General features: G+C 66.3%; 9 protein-coding genes and 1 tRNA gene. 1 reads left to right on the top strand and 9 read right to left on the bottom strand.

Features of this window, described 5'->3' with window-relative positions; genetic code table 11:
- Positions 1–2 precede the first annotated feature (2 nt).
- From J8G26_RS07805 to J8G26_RS07790, 4 genes are all read right to left on the bottom strand, one after another.
- Positions 3–1,928 carry an integrase arm-type DNA-binding domain-containing protein gene (locus J8G26_RS07805; protein ID WP_060833124.1) on the bottom strand — a complete coding sequence of 642 codons (1,926 nt, stop codon included), beginning with the start codon at positions 1,926–1,928 and terminating at the stop codon, positions 3–5.
- Between the two features lie 239 nt (positions 1,929–2,167).
- Positions 2,168–2,241 (bottom strand) — tRNA-Gly (locus J8G26_RS07800).
- Between the two features lie 129 nt (positions 2,242–2,370).
- Complete coding sequence (locus J8G26_RS07795; protein ID WP_210568516.1) at positions 2,371–4,440, bottom strand: Cache 3/Cache 2 fusion domain-containing protein; 2,070 nt, start codon at positions 4,438–4,440, stop codon at positions 2,371–2,373.
- Positions 4,441–4,594: 154 nt separating this feature from the next.
- Positions 4,595–5,500, bottom strand: a complete 906-nt coding sequence (locus J8G26_RS07790) for a pseudouridine synthase (RefSeq protein ID WP_210568515.1) — start codon at positions 5,498–5,500, stop codon at positions 4,595–4,597.
- Positions 5,501–5,636: 136 nt separating this feature from the next.
- Between J8G26_RS07790 and J8G26_RS07785 the strand changes: the two genes are divergently transcribed.
- Positions 5,637–7,832 (top strand): AsmA family protein, encoded by a 2,196-nt coding sequence (locus tag J8G26_RS07785; RefSeq protein WP_210568514.1) that lies wholly within the window; start codon positions 5,637–5,639, stop codon positions 7,830–7,832.
- Positions 7,833–8,030: 198 nt separating this feature from the next.
- On the opposite strand, the gene J8G26_RS07780 is transcribed toward J8G26_RS07785, so the two are convergent.
- The 5 genes from J8G26_RS07780 to J8G26_RS07760 all read right to left on the bottom strand — a co-directional run bounded on the left by J8G26_RS07780 (position 8,031) and on the right by J8G26_RS07760 (position 15,888).
- Complete coding sequence (locus J8G26_RS07780; protein ID WP_246881297.1) at positions 8,031–11,264, bottom strand: error-prone DNA polymerase; 3,234 nt, start codon at positions 11,262–11,264, stop codon at positions 8,031–8,033.
- Between the two features lie 31 nt (positions 11,265–11,295).
- The gene (locus J8G26_RS07775) at positions 11,296–12,822 is read right to left on the bottom strand and encodes a DNA polymerase Y family protein (RefSeq protein WP_210568513.1); all 1,527 of its coding nucleotides are present in this window, start codon (positions 12,820–12,822) and stop codon (positions 11,296–11,298) included.
- Positions 12,785–13,660 (bottom strand): translesion DNA synthesis-associated protein ImuA, encoded by an 876-nt coding sequence (imuA, locus tag J8G26_RS07770; RefSeq protein WP_210568512.1) that lies wholly within the window; start codon positions 13,658–13,660, stop codon positions 12,785–12,787. The genes J8G26_RS07775 and imuA overlap by 38 nt, the downstream gene beginning before the upstream one ends.
- Positions 13,661–13,817: 157 nt before the next feature.
- On the bottom strand, positions 13,818–15,140 hold the full coding sequence (locus J8G26_RS07765) for an HD domain-containing phosphohydrolase (RefSeq protein ID WP_210568511.1): 1,323 nt from the start codon (positions 15,138–15,140) through the stop codon (positions 13,818–13,820).
- A 109-nt stretch (positions 15,141–15,249) separates the two neighbouring features.
- Positions 15,250–15,888, bottom strand: a complete 639-nt coding sequence (locus J8G26_RS07760; RefSeq protein WP_210568510.1) for a 3-oxoacid CoA-transferase subunit B — start codon at positions 15,886–15,888, stop codon at positions 15,250–15,252.
- Position 15,889 lies beyond the last annotated feature (1 nt).

The raw sequence follows: 15,889 nt of genomic DNA, 5'->3' as shown, positions 1-15,889 counted from the left end.
CATCAGACTCTAGGCGTCGCTTCGGCGGCATCGGCAGCGACGGCTTCGCGCACCAGCCGCTGCACGCCTTGCCGGACCTGCTCAGGGAACTCGGTCGTCACGACTGGCTCGCTCGCCTGCATGCACTGTGCGGCCACCAACCGCGCGGCAAGGTGCAGGTTCGTTGGATTGACGGCTTCGATGGCCGGCCGTGTCCCGAGAGCCTCGTACGAGCGCAGAAGAGCGTGGTAGATGTCCCAGGTGTCGATACCCCGTGGCAGTTGCTTCAGGACGGACTGGACCAGCCTGCGCTTGAGCGGATCGAGTTGCCAGTCCGGCACCCGCTGCCCGCGATGCCCCATGTGGATCGACAGCAGGTTGCCGGCCTGGATCTCGTAGGTGATCCAGCGGCGCGACTTGCCCGCGAGCCTGGCGTAGTCCGCCACCGAGAGGTTGTGTGGTGCCTCGAAGGTCTCCAGCACTTGCAGGCGTTCGCGCTGCGCCTCCGACAGGCGCGGCCGTGCGTACTCGGGCATGCGCACGGCCGACAGCCGCTGCACCGATGCCGGCGCTTCAAGTTGGTCGGGCGTTGGCGCGGTCACGATCAGTTGCGGCGCAGTGAGGTCGACCACCGGAGACTGCACGGCCGCCTGGCCGGCGATGGTCGGCAGGCCCTGAAGCGTGATGGTCAGATGCCGGCTGGCAACCTCGACCTGGTTCTGCTCGAACAGGTCCAGGCGATCGGCCCAGTCCTGCATCATGACACGGCGCTGCTCGACGTATTCGGCATGGTTGTAGGTCGCGCTGATCCTGTCTGGATCGGCATGCGAGAGCTGGGCGTCCACCCACTTCTTCGGGTAGCCGAGTTCATTCAGCGCCGTCGAGATCGTTGCCCGGATGCCATGCCCCGTGAGTTGGTCCTCGTAGCCCATGCGCTTGAGCGCGGCGTTGAGCGTGTTCTCGCTGATCGGGTTCTTCAGGCACCAGTCGCCGGGGATGAGATAAACCTGGGCCGGCTTGAAGTTGTCGAGCAGGTGGCGAACGATCTCCTGCGCCTGCACCGACAGCGGCACGATGTAGGGTGGGATGTCGATCAGGCGCTTGCGCTTCTTCCTGGTGAGCAGCTTGCGCTGCTTGAGCCTGGCTACGGGGATGATCCACAGGCCCCGGTCGAGGTCGAACTGATCGGGCGTGGCAAAGCGAAGCTCGCCGGTGCGCACACCGGTGAGCATCAGCAGCCGGATGCCCAACTGCGTGTTCAGGCGCCCGCGGTACTTGCGCAGCGTCTGCAGCATGGCCGGCAACTCGTGCATGCGCAGGAACGGGTTGTGTTCGACCGGCGGCAAGGGCAGCGCGACCACTTCCAGGTCCCTGGACGGGTTCTCGCCCATGTTGGGGATCGCCACCGTTGCGTAGGTGAACAACTGGGCGAACCAGGTCCTCAGCTTTTCGGCCACCGACAGCGAGCCGCGCTTTTCCACCTTGCCGATGATGTCCAGCAGGTGCGCGCGGGTGATCTCGTAGATGGTCAGGTGCCGCAGCGATGGGAACACATCTTTCTTGAAGACGCGCCCGATCTGCTCCAGGCTGGTCTGCCGTCCTTCCTCCAGCGAGAGCCGGCGATGGGCCAGCCATTGCTCGTAGACGGCCATGAAGGTGTGCTCGCCGGCCAGGACGATCGCATGCCGCTTGCGCTTGCGTTCGCTGTGGGGATTGACGCCCTTGGCGAGCAGCGAGCGGGCTTCATCGCGAAGCGCACGGGCGTCCTTCAGCGAGAGCGCTGGATACGTGCCAAAGGACATGCGGTCGCGCTTGCCGCCCCACGAGAAGCGGAAGTGCCACGCCTTTGCACCGGTGGCTGAAACAAAGAGGGAAAGGCCGTCTGTGTCGGCCAGGGTGTACGGTTTGCCGGTCGCCTTGGCCTGGCGAACCGTGAGGTCCGAAAGCATGATCCCAACTCCTTGAAAGCGAGTTGAGTGCCATGTTTCCCGTCGGGCCCCGGCTCCCCCAGCAACAATGCGGAACTGGGAAGCTCCGCATTGCGATGTACCACCTGATGTACCGGTTTTGACCGGCTGTCAGTGGATTTCGCTGGACGTCACTGGAACGGGTTTTCCGAAAAAACCGAACCGTGACAATGACTTGCAGCACTCCATGGACTTCCTTGGAACACCATGGAAAGTTGAAGTGGAGCGGGTGAAGGGAATCGAACCCTCGTATGAAGCTTGGGAAGCTGCCGTTCTACCATTGAACTACACCCGCACAGCCTTGCATTATAGGCGTCTCCACGGACGCAATCCGGGCGCACCCAGCCACACGATGGGGTGGCACCGGGGCCGCAGAACAGTGCACCAGACCACGGTGCGGCATCACGCCAAAAAGACTTTTGGCTCAGGCGCCCAGTCGTTTTTGGCCTGACCGGCCAGAGGCCGGCGGTTGCAGTGAGCGCTGGCCCGAATCGCCTGTGTTGCCAAGATTGAAGCGCGCAATCGCCATCACCATCTGCTCGGCCTGCACACTCAGGCTGCTGGCCGCAGCCGCCATTTCTTCGACCAGCGCAGCGTTTTGTTGCGTGGTCTGGTCGAGTTGCGTGACAGCCTCGCCCACCTGGCTCACGCCTGCGGTCTGTTCGTTGCTGGCGGCGCTGATCTCGGACACCATGTCGGCCACCCGCTGAATGGAACTGACCACCTCGTGCATAGTGGTGCCTGCCTGATCGGCCAGCACCGATCCTTGCTGCACCATGCTGCTGCTGGCCCCGATCAGCACCTTGATGGCCTTGGCTTCGGCAGCGGTGCGCTGCGCCAGATTGCGCACTTCGGTGGCCACCACGGCAAAGCCGCGGCCCTGCTCGCCCGCACGGGCTGCCTCCACCGCAGCGTTGAGCGCCAGAATGTTGGTCTGGAAAGCGATACCGTCGATCACACCGATGATGTCCGCAATTTTCTGGCTGCTGGCATTGATGTCGTGCATGGTGCGCACCACCTGCGACACCACTTCACCGCCCTGCGCTGCCACGCGGCTTGCGCCCACGGCCAGCTGGTTGGCCTGGCTGGCGCTGTCGGCGTTGTGGCGAATGGTGGCACCCAGTTGCTCCATGCTGGCGGCCGTTTCCTCCAGCGCGCTGGCCTGGTTTTCGGTGCGGCCAGAAAGGTCCTGGTTACCCTGTGCGATTTCGGTGCTGGCGGCCGACACGCTTTCGGCACTGGTGCGCACCGTGCCCAGGCTTTCCACCAGGCGCACGCGAAACCCTTCCATGGCCAGGGCCAGAGAGCCGATTTCATCGCGGGACCGGATAGATACCTCATGTGTGAGGTCGCCCTGCGCCAGGTAACCCAGTGCCGTGCTCAGCTGCTGCACCGGCACTCCCACCAGTCGGCGCGTGGCCGCCACCAGCACCACGGCAAGCAGCACAAGTGCCACGGCCAGCCCCAGCCACAGCCAGGTGAGCACATAGCGCGCCCCGCCCATCATTTCTGTCAAGGGGGCCTCGGCAACGATGGCCCAGGACCAGGGCTTGTAGCGCTCCACTGCCACGTAGCGTTTGGCGCGGTCGCCGTCTGTGCTGCGGCGTGGTGACCACGCAGACTCCAGGTTGCCGGCCTGCTCGATGGCTGCCAGCGACGTCAGCCAGGCCTTGGCTTCATCGTCCTTTTCATCCAGTTTCAGTGATTTGCCGGCACCGGGCAGGCCAAAGACACTGCCACGCGCAGGGCCCGACGAGAGGTTGACGGCATACACGGCACCCGAGGTGAAGAGTTTTTGCCCCGCCATCACTGTTTCGAGCTTGCCCAGAATGGCGCCGATGTCGGAGCCGATGTACAAGATGCCGATAGTGCGGTTGCCTTCGCGAATGGGCTCATACACGGACATGTACTCGCGGCCAAACAGGCTGGCCCGGCCGACATAGGTTTTGCCCTCGTTCATCAGGGGATAGGCCGGGTGGTTGCGGTCCAGCAACGTCTTGAAGGCGCGCTCACCATCCTGCTTTTTGACGGAGGTGGTCACGCGGATGAAGTCGTCACCCGTGCGCGCAAAGATGGTGGCCGTGGCACCCCCGCTTATTTTGAGAAACTGGTCCACCACATTGAAGTCACCGTTGAGAGCCGCACCCTCATACGACAGCACGGCCTCGGCCTTGCCATCTGCCCCTGGCACTTCGGCCACTTCAAACTTGCCCGGAAAATTGGCTTTGAAAATGGCAAAATCATGGTGGGCTTGGTCTTGCGCGGTCTCGTCAAAGGTTTGCACCAGCGCGCGCACCTGGGCGGCGTATCGGCTCGCCTCTTCGCGCGACATGCGGCCAAAATCTTTCCAGAGCAGGCCGCTGACGATGCCCATGGTGACCAGCAAGACCACGAGCAGGCTGACCAACGCAGTAAGTGACAGCTTGAAGGCGACAGATTGGTGGGCCGTCGGCTTGGGCGCAGAAGTGGGGGCGGGAGTAGAAGTGGGGTTCATTGATTTTTTCTGCTCCGGGTCATCTGTCCAAAGCTTGTGTTCAGTTCAATTTATAGGTATTCATTAACTAAAAACCGCAGAAACACCCTTTTGCAAGAGCATGGCAGCATGTAATAGATATGCATCAATTGAATCTAATGGTAAACCCGTATTCCTACAAAATCAACCGTTGCTGACTCTCAAACACCCTGGGCATTGCCGCGAGCGGGTCGACAAACTCCAGCGACCGCGCCAGCAACTGCAGCGGCCGCGAATAGTCGCCCTCGGGCGGGTCGTTGACCACCGGGTAGAACGGGTCGTTGCGCAGCGGCAACCCCAATGCCGCCATGTGCACGCGCAACTGGTGGCGCTTGCCTGTGATGGGCGACAGGCGGTACAGCGCCCACGCACCCGCCACTTGCAGCACCTGCATGTGGGTGTGGCTGTTGGGCTCGCCGGGCACTTCGTGCATGCGAAAGAACTGTGGGCTTTCCTCCAGGCGGCTGCGGTGTTCTCGCGGAAAGCACACATCGGCGCGCCAGGGCGCAACAGCGTCGTAGTGCTTGGTGATCTTGCGATCGCGAAACAGCGCCTGGTATGCGCCACGCGTGCGCTGCTGCACCGAGAAAAGCACCAGCCCGGCGGTGTCACGGTCGATGCGATGCAAAGGCGACAGCTCGGGCAGCCCCAGACGGCGCTTGAGGCGCACCAGCAGCGTTTGCTGCAAATAGCGCCCCGAAGGCGTGACGGGCATGAAATGCGGCTTGTCGGCCACTAGCAGGTGCTCATCCTGGTACAGCACCGTTTCTGCAAAAGGCAGCGCGGGCTCGGACTGCAGGTGGCGGTAGTAGTACAGGCGAATGCCCCCTTCAAATGGGCGGTGGGGCAGCACGGCAACGCCCCGCTCGTCCACCACATCACCCGCTTGCATGCGTTGCAGCCATTCGCTGCGCTGCACGCCTGGCAGCCGCTCGGCCAGGAAATCCAGCATGCTGCCCTGCCCTTGCGAAGGCAGCACCACGCAACTGGGACCCACGCCGTCGCGCAGGGGCAAGACAAAGGCATGGCGGGGGTTTTGCATGGCGTGCGGATTTTAGGGCGCGCCGGCTGCAACGCGCGCCTTGCTGTGCCGGGGCTGTAGGACAACTGCGCCAATACGCCTCACGTCCTGCTGGATCGGCCAAAAAGCGCACGCTGCGGGCTAGCATGGCTTCTCCATGACAGAACCCCTGACTGATACCAACACCGTGCCGGCATCGGCACCCCTAGCTCCCGTGACGCCATCGCGTAGCCGCAGAGCGCAACGAGTGGCGCTGGGCATGGCAGGCGGCCTGGTCGGGCTGGTGGTGATTGGCGGCATCGTGCTCAGCCAGCTTGACTGGAACCTCGCCAAACCCTGGCTGAACCAAGCCCTGAGCGACGCCACCGGCCGCCACGTTGCGGTGGAGGGCGATCTCTCGGCCACCTGGCACTGGCCGCAAACGCTGGACGATGGCTGGCGCCGCTGGGTCCCGGGTGTCACGCTGCAAGGCACGCAACTGGTCATGCAAGATCCACCCGGTTTTGCCCGCCCCGGCAAGACAACCGAGCCCCGGCCCATGGCCCGCGCCGAGATGGCACGCGCATCGTTCCACCTCTTGCCCCTGCTGGCGCGCGAGGTGGCCATCGACACCCTCGAACTCACCGGCCCCGACATCGCCCTCGCTAGACTCAGCGACGGCAGCAATAACTGGACCTTTAAACCCCAGCGCGCTCCCGATGACATCGCGCCCCGCTGGACGGTCAACATTGATCGACTGGTGGTGCGCAAGGGACAGCTTGCCTACGCGGACGCGGGCAGAGACCTGGACCTGAGCGCGCACATCGACACCATCAACGAAGCAGCACAGGCCACCGGCGCAGAAGGCCCGGCAACACCCGCCTCGGCAACCGCATCCTCAACTGCCAGCCCCGCCGCCGCCCCGGTCTACGGCGTGCGCTTTGACCTGAAAGGCACCCTGGGCAAGGCACGCATCGAAGGCCAAGGCAAGGCAGGGCCCGTGCTCACGCTGCGCGACAAGGAGGTGAACTACCCCCTGCAATTCACCGCCAAAGCCGGCCGCCTGGAGACCGCCGTGCAAGGCATTCTGGCCAACCCCGGCGCGCTGTCGGGCATGGACCTGCAGGTGATGCTCAAGGGCGCCAGCATGGCCGACCTGTATGCGCTGACCGGCCTGGTGCTGCCCAACACGCCCGCATTCCAGACCCAGGGCCGGTTGCAAGGCAGCTTGCAACCGGGCCGGGCGGTGTGGGACTACCGCGACTTCACCGGCACCGTGGGCCAAAGCGACCTGCATGGCAACCTGCGCTTTGTGTCGGGCGCGCCGCGCGGCAAGCTCTCGGGCAGCATCACATCCCGGCAGTTGCGCCTGGCAGACCTGGGGCCCGTGCTTGGCACGGCCTCCACGCCCTCCACGCCCTCCTCCAAGGCGGGGCGCAGCGGCAAGGTGCTGCCCGATGCTCCGTTTGCCACCGACCGCTGGAACGCCATGGACATGGACCTGAAATTCTCGGGGCAGCGCGTGATCCGGCCCGGCAGCCTGCCGCTGGAAAACCTCAGCGTGCACGCCCTGCTCAGCGATGCCGTGCTGCGCCTGGACCCGCTGCACTTCGGCGTGGCCAAGGGCCAGATCGAGTCGAAGGTGGTGCTGGACAGTCGCAGCAAACCGCTGACCGCGCGCCTGGACACGCGGGTGCAAAACCTGCGGCTGGCCGCGCTCTTCCCCGAGGTGGAACTCACCAAAAAGAGCCTGGGCCGGCTCGACGGCGCGATGGCACTCAACGGCAAAGGCAACTCGGTGGCGCAATGGCTGGGCACCAGCAGCGGCGAGGCCCGCCTGTATGTGCGCGACGGCACCCTGAGCCGCGAACTGCTCAACCGCGCAGCGCTCAACGTGGGCAGCATCGTGGTGGCCAAGCTGTTTGGCGACGACAAGGAAGTGCAGCTACGCTGCGCGGTGGCCGACCTGGCCGTGCGCGAAGGCGTGGCCACGGTGCGCACCGGCAAGCTCAGCACCAACGAGGCCATTGTGGACGCCAGCGGCACCATCAACATGGCGCAGGAGCGCCTGGACCTGCACATCAAGCCCGAATCGCTGCAGTGGAAGTTCTTCTCGCTGCGCACCCCGCTGTATGTGCGCGGCAGCTTTGCCAAGCCCGATGTGGGCGTGGAACCCGGCCCCCTGCTGCTGCGCGCCGGCGCCGCAATCGCTGCAGTGGTGGCGGCCCCTGCGGCGCTGGCGCTGCTGCCCGTGACGGTGCCGGGCGCCGACGACGATGCGCAGTGCGCGCCCCTGCTGGCGCAGGCCACGCAGCCAGTCAAGGCGGGGCGTGCGGGCCAGCCTGCGGCGCCTGCAACTCCTGCGGCGCGCTGAAAAGCGCCCGCAGCACGGCGGTATTGGGGCGCCAAGATAGCTCTGCTTTTAATAGCTGCCAGCGCTTTATCCATAAGCACTACAGGCACTTTTTATCAAAATATCGGACAAAAAAAGCCGCGTGCCACCGGCGGCAGCCACGAGGACGAACGCTTCCTGCAAGATCGTCAATGCGTCCTGTGGCCCCTTGGCCTGCCCTCAATGAAAATCCCGGCTGCCTTGCAGCGCCTGCGCCATGCGCCCCAGCAGGGGCGTGAGGTCTTTGAAGCGCTGGGCCACCAGGTGGCGCACCACAGCCTGGCCGTCGGGGCCCTGGGGGCTGCACTGCCACACGCCCTCCACCGCCAGCAGTTGCGAGCGCAGCAGCGCGTTGCGCCAGGTCTCGACCAGTGCGGGCCACACGATCACGTTGACGGGGCCGGTCTCGTCCTCCAGCGTGACAAACATCGTGCCCTTGGCCGTGCCAGGGCGCTGGCGCACGGTGACGATGCCGCAGGCGCGCACCTTGCGGCCGTTGGGTGCGCTGTGCAGCTGCAGCGCGGTCTGCAACCGCCAGCGCACCAGGCGCGGGCGCAGCAGGGCCAGCGGGTGGCGGCGCAGGGTGAGGCCGGTGGCGGCGTAGTCAAACAATATTTCTTCCCCCTCGGGTGCGGCGGGCAGCGCCAGTGGTGCTTCGTGCACCGGCACATCGCGCCACAAGGGCGGCGCGCTGTGTTGCGCGGCGGCCTCCCACATCTGCTGGCGCCGGTGGCCCGAAAGGCTGGCCAGCGCATCGGCCGCAGCCAGGGCCTGCAGGTCTTGCTGGCTCAGTTGCGCCCGCAAGGCCAGGTCTTCGGTGCTGGTGAAAGGCGCAGCGGCCCGGGCCTGCACCAGGCGCTGCGTGGCGCTGGCGTGCAGGCCGCTGACCAGGCACAGGCCCAAGCGCACGGCCGGTTGCGGCAGCAGCGGCGTGGGCAGCCCCTTGGCGGGCCGCAGGCGCTCTTCCGGGCCTTCGAGCGTGCAATCCATATCGCTGCAGGTCACGTCGATGGGCAGCACGCGCACACCGTGGCGGCGGGCGTCCTGCACCAGTTGAGAGGCGCTGTAAAAGCCCATGGGCAGCGAGTTGAGCAGCGCGGCCAGAAAACACGCGGGTTCGTGGCACTTGAGCCAGCTGCTGGCATAGGCCAGCAAGGCAAAGCTGTGCGCGTGGCTTTCGGGAAAGCCATATTCGCCAAAGCCCAGCATCTGCTGAAAGATGGCCTGGGCGAATTCGGTGCGATAGCCGCGTGCCTCCATGCCGTCGATCAGCGGGCGCTCGAACCGGTGCACACCGCCCTTGCGCTTCCAGGCGGCCATGGACCGGCGCAGGTCATCGGCCATGCCGGGACTGAAGCCCGCTGCAATCATGGCGATCTGCATCACCTGTTCCTGAAAGATCGGCACGCCCAGGGTGCGGGCCAGGGCGGCTTCGAGCTCGGGCTTTTCCAGCTGCAGCGGCTCGCCCTTGCGCCTGCGCTCGCGCGCCTGCAGGTAGGGGTGCACCATGCCGCCCTGGATGGGGCCGGGCCGCACGATGGCCACCTGCACCACCAGGTCGTAGAACACGCGTGGCTGCAGGCGCGGCAGCATGCTCATCTGCGCACGGCTTTCGATCTGGAACACGCCCACGGTGTCGGCGGCGCAGACCATGTCGTAGGTGGCTGCATCCTCGCGCGGAATGTCGTGCAGCAGCCAGCGTTCGCCGCGCAGCACAGCGCGCAGGTCCAAACAGCGGCGCAGCGCGCTGAGCATGCCCAGCGCCAGCACATCCACCTTGAGCAAACCCATGGTGTCCAGGTCGTCCTTGTCCCACTGGATGACGCTGCGGCCCTCCATGCTCGCGGGCTCCACCGGCACCAGGCGCGTGAGCTTGCCCTGCGTGAGCACAAAGCCCCCCACATGCTGGCTCAGGTGGCGCGGAAAGCCCTTGAGCTGCGCGGCCAGCTCCAGCCACAGCGCGGCGGTGTGCCAGTGCAGGGGCACCCCCACCGCCTGGGCCAGTTCCTGCAGGCGGTCGGTGGCAATGCCTTCGTCAAACCAGTGGTGGTCTTTGGCAAAGGCATCCACCAATGCGGGTGCCACGCCCAGCGCCTTGCCCACATCGCGCAGGGCGCTGCGCGTGCGATAGGTGGTGACCACGGCGGTGATGGCGGCGCGGTCACGGCCGTATTTGGCATAGATGTACTGGATGACCTCCTCGCGACGGTCGTGCTCGAAGTCCACATCGATGTCGGGTGGCTCGCTGCGCTCCTTGCTGATGAAACGCTCGAACAGCAGGTGCGAATCCTCCGGAGCAACCGCCGTGATGCCCAGCACATAGCAGACGACCGAGTTGGCGGCCGAGCCCCGCCCCTGGCACAGGATGCCCCGGCTGCGCGCAAAGCGCACGATGTCGTGCACCGTGAGGAAGTACATCTCGTACTGGCAGTGCGCAATCAGCGCAAGCTCCTTGCGGATCTGTGCGCCAATGGTGGCGGGCACGCCCTGCGGGTAAAAGCCTGTGGCACCGGCCTCGACCAGCCAGGCCAGGGCCTGAGCGGGTGTCATGCCCTCTGGCACCGTCTCCAGGGGGTACTGGTACTTGATCTCGTCGAGGCTGAAGTGGCAGCGCCCTGCCACCGTGAGCGTGGCGGCCAGCAACTCGGGCGGGTAGATGCCCGCCAGGCGCACGCGCTGGCGCAGGTGGCGCTCGGCATTGGGCTGCAGGGCAAAGCCGCATTCGGCCACGCTGCACCCACGCTGCACGGCGGTGATCACGTCCTGCAGCGGCTTGCGCGAGCGGGCGTGCATGTGCACATCGCCCGCCGCCACCAGCGGCAGGCCCAGCGCAGCACCCGCGCGCTGCAGCGTGGCCAGCCACAGGCTGTCGTCGGGGGCCAGGTGCAGCTCGACCGCCAGCCAGAGGCGACCATCAAAATTTGAGCAAAATTGACCTCTTGCGCTTGATACACAAGCGCTGACAGCTACAAAATCAGAAGCATCAAAGCGCTCGCGACAAGGGGCCAGCAACAGCTCGCACCCATCCAGAAGGCTAAAGGGGCTGGCGGTGCCTACGTGGTATTGCCCCTTGGGCGCCCCCGCACGGGCTGCGGTGATGAACTCGCACAGATTGCCCCAACCCTGCGCATCCCGCGCCAACGCCACCAGCCGCAGGTCGCCCCACACAAACTCGCTGCCCACGATGAGGTGCAGGCCACATTCCTTGGCGGCCTCCCAGGCGCGCACCACACCCGCCACCGAGCACTCATCGGTCAGCGCCAGGGCCTGGTAACCCAGTTGGGCAGCACGGGCCACCAGATCCTGCGGGTGGGAGGCGCCGCGCTGAAAACTGAAGTTGGACAGGCAATGCAGCTCGGCATAACCCGGCAAAGGCGCAGGCGATGGCATGGCGCCCCCCGATGGAGCGGACATTGCCGACGGCATGGAGGCAGACGCCATGGCCTCACCCAAAGATGCCGTGCAGGAACCAGCGGTGCGGCTGCGCGGCCGACGTCACGCCCCTTTGCACCGCGCCCTTTTGCATTCCGCCCTCTTGCACCGAGCCGCCTGCTTGCGGCGCCAACCGCTCGCGGAACACCCACACCAGCCCCACCACATCGTTGTGCGCCACAAAATAGTCGCGCAGCGCCAGGCCCGCACAGGGATGGGCCGGGTCGCCAGCGCCCTCGTCTGCGGCCGACCACCAGCCCGCCTCGAACCGGTGCGGCCCCGCCAGCAAGCGCAGCAAGCCGTGGTGGCAGGGGCGGTTGCCCTGCACCGCCAGCCGCCGGGGTGGGCGCAACAGCCAGGTGGGCCACAGGGTGGCATCGGGTGCATTTGGGCCGGTGGCATGGGTGCCGGGGTGCGCGCGGTCCTGGCCCAGCACCTCGGCCGCAGGGCACCACTGCTGCATGCGCTCGGGCCGGTGGTCGGCCTGCAGCACGGGGGCCAGCACATGGTCGGCTCCCAGACGGGCCGAAAGGCGCTCAAGCAACTGGTGCAAGGCCTCGCCGGGTGTGCCACCCGGCTCGTCGCGGCCACCGCCCCCGCGATCCCCAGGCGGCAGCAAGCTCGCACTGCGGTGTGGCAACGGGGCAGATTCGAGCAGGCGCAGCGTGATCTGGTTGACCGGCGCCGCCAGCGCCGTGCGCGCCAGGTTTTCAGACAACAGGCGCCGCAGGTGCGCCATGTCTTGCGTGGCCTGGGCGGTGCGCACCGGCAGGGCCTGCGTGGGGGCAATGGCCACGCCATCGATGCGCCGCAGGTCATGGTGCCAGGCCAGCTCCAAGGCCAGTGCGCCCTGCTGGCGCGCCTGCAGCCAGCCCTGCAGGGCCGTGAGGCAGCGGCTGGCACTCCACAGTAGTGCATCGGCCGACGCGGCCAGTGCCGGCAGCTCGGCGGTCAGCGCAAACTGCTCGGGCAGCTCCAGCCAGGCGTGGGCTTCAGGGGCATCGCCCAGCGCCTGGTCCAGCACCCGCAGCACCTTGGCCCCAAAACGCCTGGCCACCCCGGCACGCGGCAGCGCCCGCAGCGCCCCCCAGGTGCGGCATCCCATGCGCTCCAGGCTGGCCCCATGCGGGAGCAGGGCGGTCAGCGTGTGCAAGGGCAAATCGTTCACGTTCTGCACCGGAGGCGCGCGCCCGGCCTGCGCCATGCGCAACCAGGCCTGCGCCACCAAAGCCGTCCGCCCGCAGCCCCACACCGCCTGCGTGCCGGGCGGCTGTGCCTCCGCTTCCCTGGTGGCGGGGTGATCGGGCAGCCCGCCGGATGCATCGGCCCAGGCCTGCAGCACCTGCGCCAGCAAGGCATCGCGCCCGCCCCAGAGCCGCTCGGTGGTGGACACCTCCAGCAGCACCGCCTCGCCATCCACCAGTGCCACGCGCGGCGTAAAGCGCAAGGCCCACCAGCCAGCCGCTGCGGCGTGCATCGCTGCGCCCGAAGGTGCCGCGGGCTCACCGCACCAGGGCAACGGCAGCGCGATCCAGTGCATGGCCCCTCCTCTCTGGCCCTGCCATCCCAGGCGCCAGCGCCGGACGCACCGGCAGCGCCGCGGGTGCCCCCAGGTCCGGCGCTGCATTGCGGCGCACCACCAGGGCATTGGCGATCCACTGCGCTGCGCGCCGGCGCTCGGCCTGCGCCGCCAGCACCTGCGCCAGACGGGGGTGGCAGCCTGGCAGATCCAGCCCCTGCGCCAAAGGCGGCCCCCGGCGCTTGAGGATCTGCACCTGCATGCCGGGCGATGCGGCGGCATCGCTCGGCAGGGCCAGCCCTTGCACCTGCAGCCGCAACAAGGCCGGCGACGCCTGCTGGGCGGCACTGACCGGGCGAAACACCCACAGCAACTGCTGTTGCTGCGCCGCTGCCAATTGCAGCCTGCGCAAGGCCGCAGGTTGTGCCTGCGGCAACCAGGCCATGACAGCCAGGACATCACAGCAGCGCAGCGCCTGTTCGACCGCCCAGAGCGCGGCCTTGGCGCTATCGGCCCGCACCAGGCACAAGCGCTCGGCCGACAGCCCCTGCGCCTTGAGCGCCGGGCCAAAAGGCTCGCACGGTGGTGCCACCACCACCACGGCCCCCACCCGCCGGGCCGTAGCCTGCGCCAGTGCGGGCAGCACCAGCTGCCACTCGTGCAGGCCCGCCATGGGCTGCAGCACCTCGCTCAACGCCCCCACGGGCCAGCCACCGCCCGGCAGTTGCGCATCAAGCTGCGCAAACCCCGTGGGCAGCACCTTCTGCGGGCCCGAACCCAGCGTGTCCGCATGCCAGACACCGGGCACGGCAGACGGCAGATCGAACGCAACCCGCAGGGAAAGGCGTGGTGCAGGCATGGCGGTACAGGGGCTTGAGAAAATAAAACACTGTAAATATAACCAGTATTTTTAGCCCTGGGCCAAATGCCGCCGCAACTGATGGGAAGGAAATTTTTTGGCGGCCCGCCCTTTATGCGGTGGAGCGCGGCAACTGTGATGCCCAAAAGGCAGACGGCTACAGCTTGCGCAGCGCCCAATCACACCAGTCGGCCACTGCGGTATCCGCAGGCGTCGCACGCTCCGACAGTTGGGGCCAGCGGCGATGGCAGGCGTTCAGGATGCTTTGCAGCTGCCACAAAGCCTCCCTCCCTACCAGGGCCATCTCGGCCATTCCAATAGCGTCGCCTTGCAGTTGCGCCATCAGTTCGCCCAGATGCTGCGGGTGCGATCCGGCTTCTACAAGGGCTTTTTGCAAGGCCAGAAGGCGGGTGTCGGCAAATGCAAACGCACTGCCCGCCGGCGCTTGGGTGCCAGCACCTTCAGGCAAGGTCGCCTTGAGCTGCTCCCAGTAGATAAAGGCTTCGGCCAGCAGGTCGATCTGGCGCGTGGCATCGTTGCCCAGCGGCATCAGGGCGGAATCGCGCGCCACATCTTCCTGCAGCAGCGGCAGCACATGGGCCACCAGTGCGGCCGGGAACTTGCGGTGGTTCAGACGCAGCATCAGCGACAGCCGCTGGGCGGGCATGTCGGTGTATTTTTCGTAGAAGGCCGCCACCACCTCGGCCAGCAGCAGGATGCGCCCCATGGGCGAAATGTCTGCCCCGGACAGGCCTCGCGGGTAGCCGCTGCCATCCATGCGTTCGTGGTGCTCCAGCACAGCAATCTCCACGGGCCGGGCGTACACCCCGGCATCCCGGAGCATCAGCATGGAGGTGATGGGATGGGCCACCAGGTGCTTGCGCTGCACGCCAGTGACCTTATTGAGGGGGTCCATCCAGGCCGGATCCATGTGCAACACACCCACATCGTGCAGCAGCGCAGCGGCCGCCAGCGACACGCAGTCGCGTTCGCCCAGGCCGTTTTTCAGCCCCAGGAAAACAGACACCATCATCATCTGCAGGCTGTGCTCGAACAGGTCAGGCCGCTGCTCGCGCATCACCGTCAGCTTGAAGGCAATGGGCTCGGGCAGGGGCAGTGAGCGCAAGGGCGCCAGCAGCCTGGCGGCAGAGCCGAGGGCCTGCACCAGCATCTGGGGCAAGGCGTTCTGCTCGGCCAGATCGCGCCCGGCAGCGATCAATGCCGGCACATCCACCGCATTCTCGACCGTCAGGTGCCGGTCGATGGGATCGCGCAACTTGTGCTGCACCAGATGGTCATACAGACGGCTGTCGATGCGTGCCCCTTTTTCCACCAGTTTGATGCCGTTGTCGGTATAGATGGCATCCTGGGTCACCACCGCTCGGCGGTCGGCCATGTTGGCGAGCGCGCGCAGGTAGTGCGGGCTGTCAGTGGCCGTGGCTGTAGCAGTAGCAGTGGCCGCCAGGAATGGATCTGTCATGCGGAAACTTCAAAAGGGACAGCCTTGAATATAAGACCAGAGGGGGCGGCTCGCCCATGCAAAAGGCCCGCTTGCGCGGGCCCATCTTGAGGCAAGTCAAGCAGCGCCTTCAGTGCAGCAGCGTAACGCCCGTCTTGGCCTGCAGGGTCTCGAACGTGACGCCAGGCGCCAGCTCCACCACCTTGAGGCCCAAGTGCGTCACGTCCATCACGGCCAGGTCAGTGATGATGCGGTCCACCACGCCCACGCCCGTGAGCGGCAGCGTGCAGCGGGGCAGGATCTTCAGGTCTTCGGTGCCGTCTTTTTTGCGGGCCACATGCTCCATGAGCACGATCACGCGCTTGACGCCGGCCACCAGGTCCATGGCGCCACCCATGCCCTTGACCATCTTGCCGGGAATCATCCAGTTGGCCAGGTCGCCCTGCTCGCTCACCTGCATGGCGCCCAGGATGGACAGGTTGATCTTTCCGCCCCGGATCATGGCAAACGACTGGTCGCTGCTGAAGATCGACGAGCCCGGGATGGTGGTCACGGTCTGCTTGCCGGCGTTGATCAGGTCGGCGTCCACCTTGTCTTCGGTGGGGAACGGGCCAATGCCCAGCATGCCGTTTTCGGACTGCAGCCACACTTCCTTGTCGCCTGTGAAGTTGGCCACCAGCGTGGGAATGCCGATGCCCAGGTTCACATAAAAACCGTCTTCGAGTTCTTGGGCCGCACGGGCGGCCATCTGGTCTTGGGTCCAAGGCATG

This window comes from Acidovorax sp. JG5, assembly GCF_017939685.1.
Classification (GTDB): Bacteria; Pseudomonadota; Gammaproteobacteria; order Burkholderiales; family Burkholderiaceae_C; genus Acidovorax.
Note: the sequence above shows the minus strand (reverse complement) of the source record. Positions and strands in the feature narration are given on the sequence as shown.

What these genes read in the sequence shown, in the direction of transcription:
- J8G26_RS07775 (WP_210568513.1), bottom strand. Translation starts at nt 12,822, where the DNA reads ATGCACTGGATCGCGCTGCCGTTGCCCTGGTGCGGTGAGCCCGCGGCA.
- J8G26_RS07805 (WP_060833124.1), bottom strand. Translation starts at nt 1,928, where the DNA reads ATGCTTTCGGACCTCACGGTTCGCCAGGCCAAGGCGACCGGCAAACCG.
- J8G26_RS07760 (WP_210568510.1), bottom strand. Translation starts at nt 15,888, where the DNA reads ATGCCTTGGACCCAAGACCAGATGGCCGCCCGTGCGGCCCAAGAACTC.
- J8G26_RS07785 (WP_210568514.1), top strand. Translation starts at nt 5,637, where the DNA reads ATGACAGAACCCCTGACTGATACCAACACCGTGCCGGCATCGGCACCC.
- imuA (WP_210568512.1), bottom strand. Translation starts at nt 13,660, where the DNA reads ATGCCTGCACCACGCCTTTCCCTGCGGGTTGCGTTCGATCTGCCGTCT.
- J8G26_RS07765 (WP_210568511.1), bottom strand. Translation starts at nt 15,140, where the DNA reads ATGACAGATCCATTCCTGGCGGCCACTGCTACTGCTACAGCCACGGCC.
- J8G26_RS07780 (WP_246881297.1), bottom strand. Translation starts at nt 11,264, where the DNA reads ATGTCCGCTCCATCGGGGGGCGCCATGCCATCGCCTGCGCCTTTGCCG.
- J8G26_RS07795 (WP_210568516.1), bottom strand. Translation starts at nt 4,440, where the DNA reads ATGAACCCCACTTCTACTCCCGCCCCCACTTCTGCGCCCAAGCCGACG.
- J8G26_RS07790 (WP_210568515.1), bottom strand. Translation starts at nt 5,500, where the DNA reads ATGCAAAACCCCCGCCATGCCTTTGTCTTGCCCCTGCGCGACGGCGTG.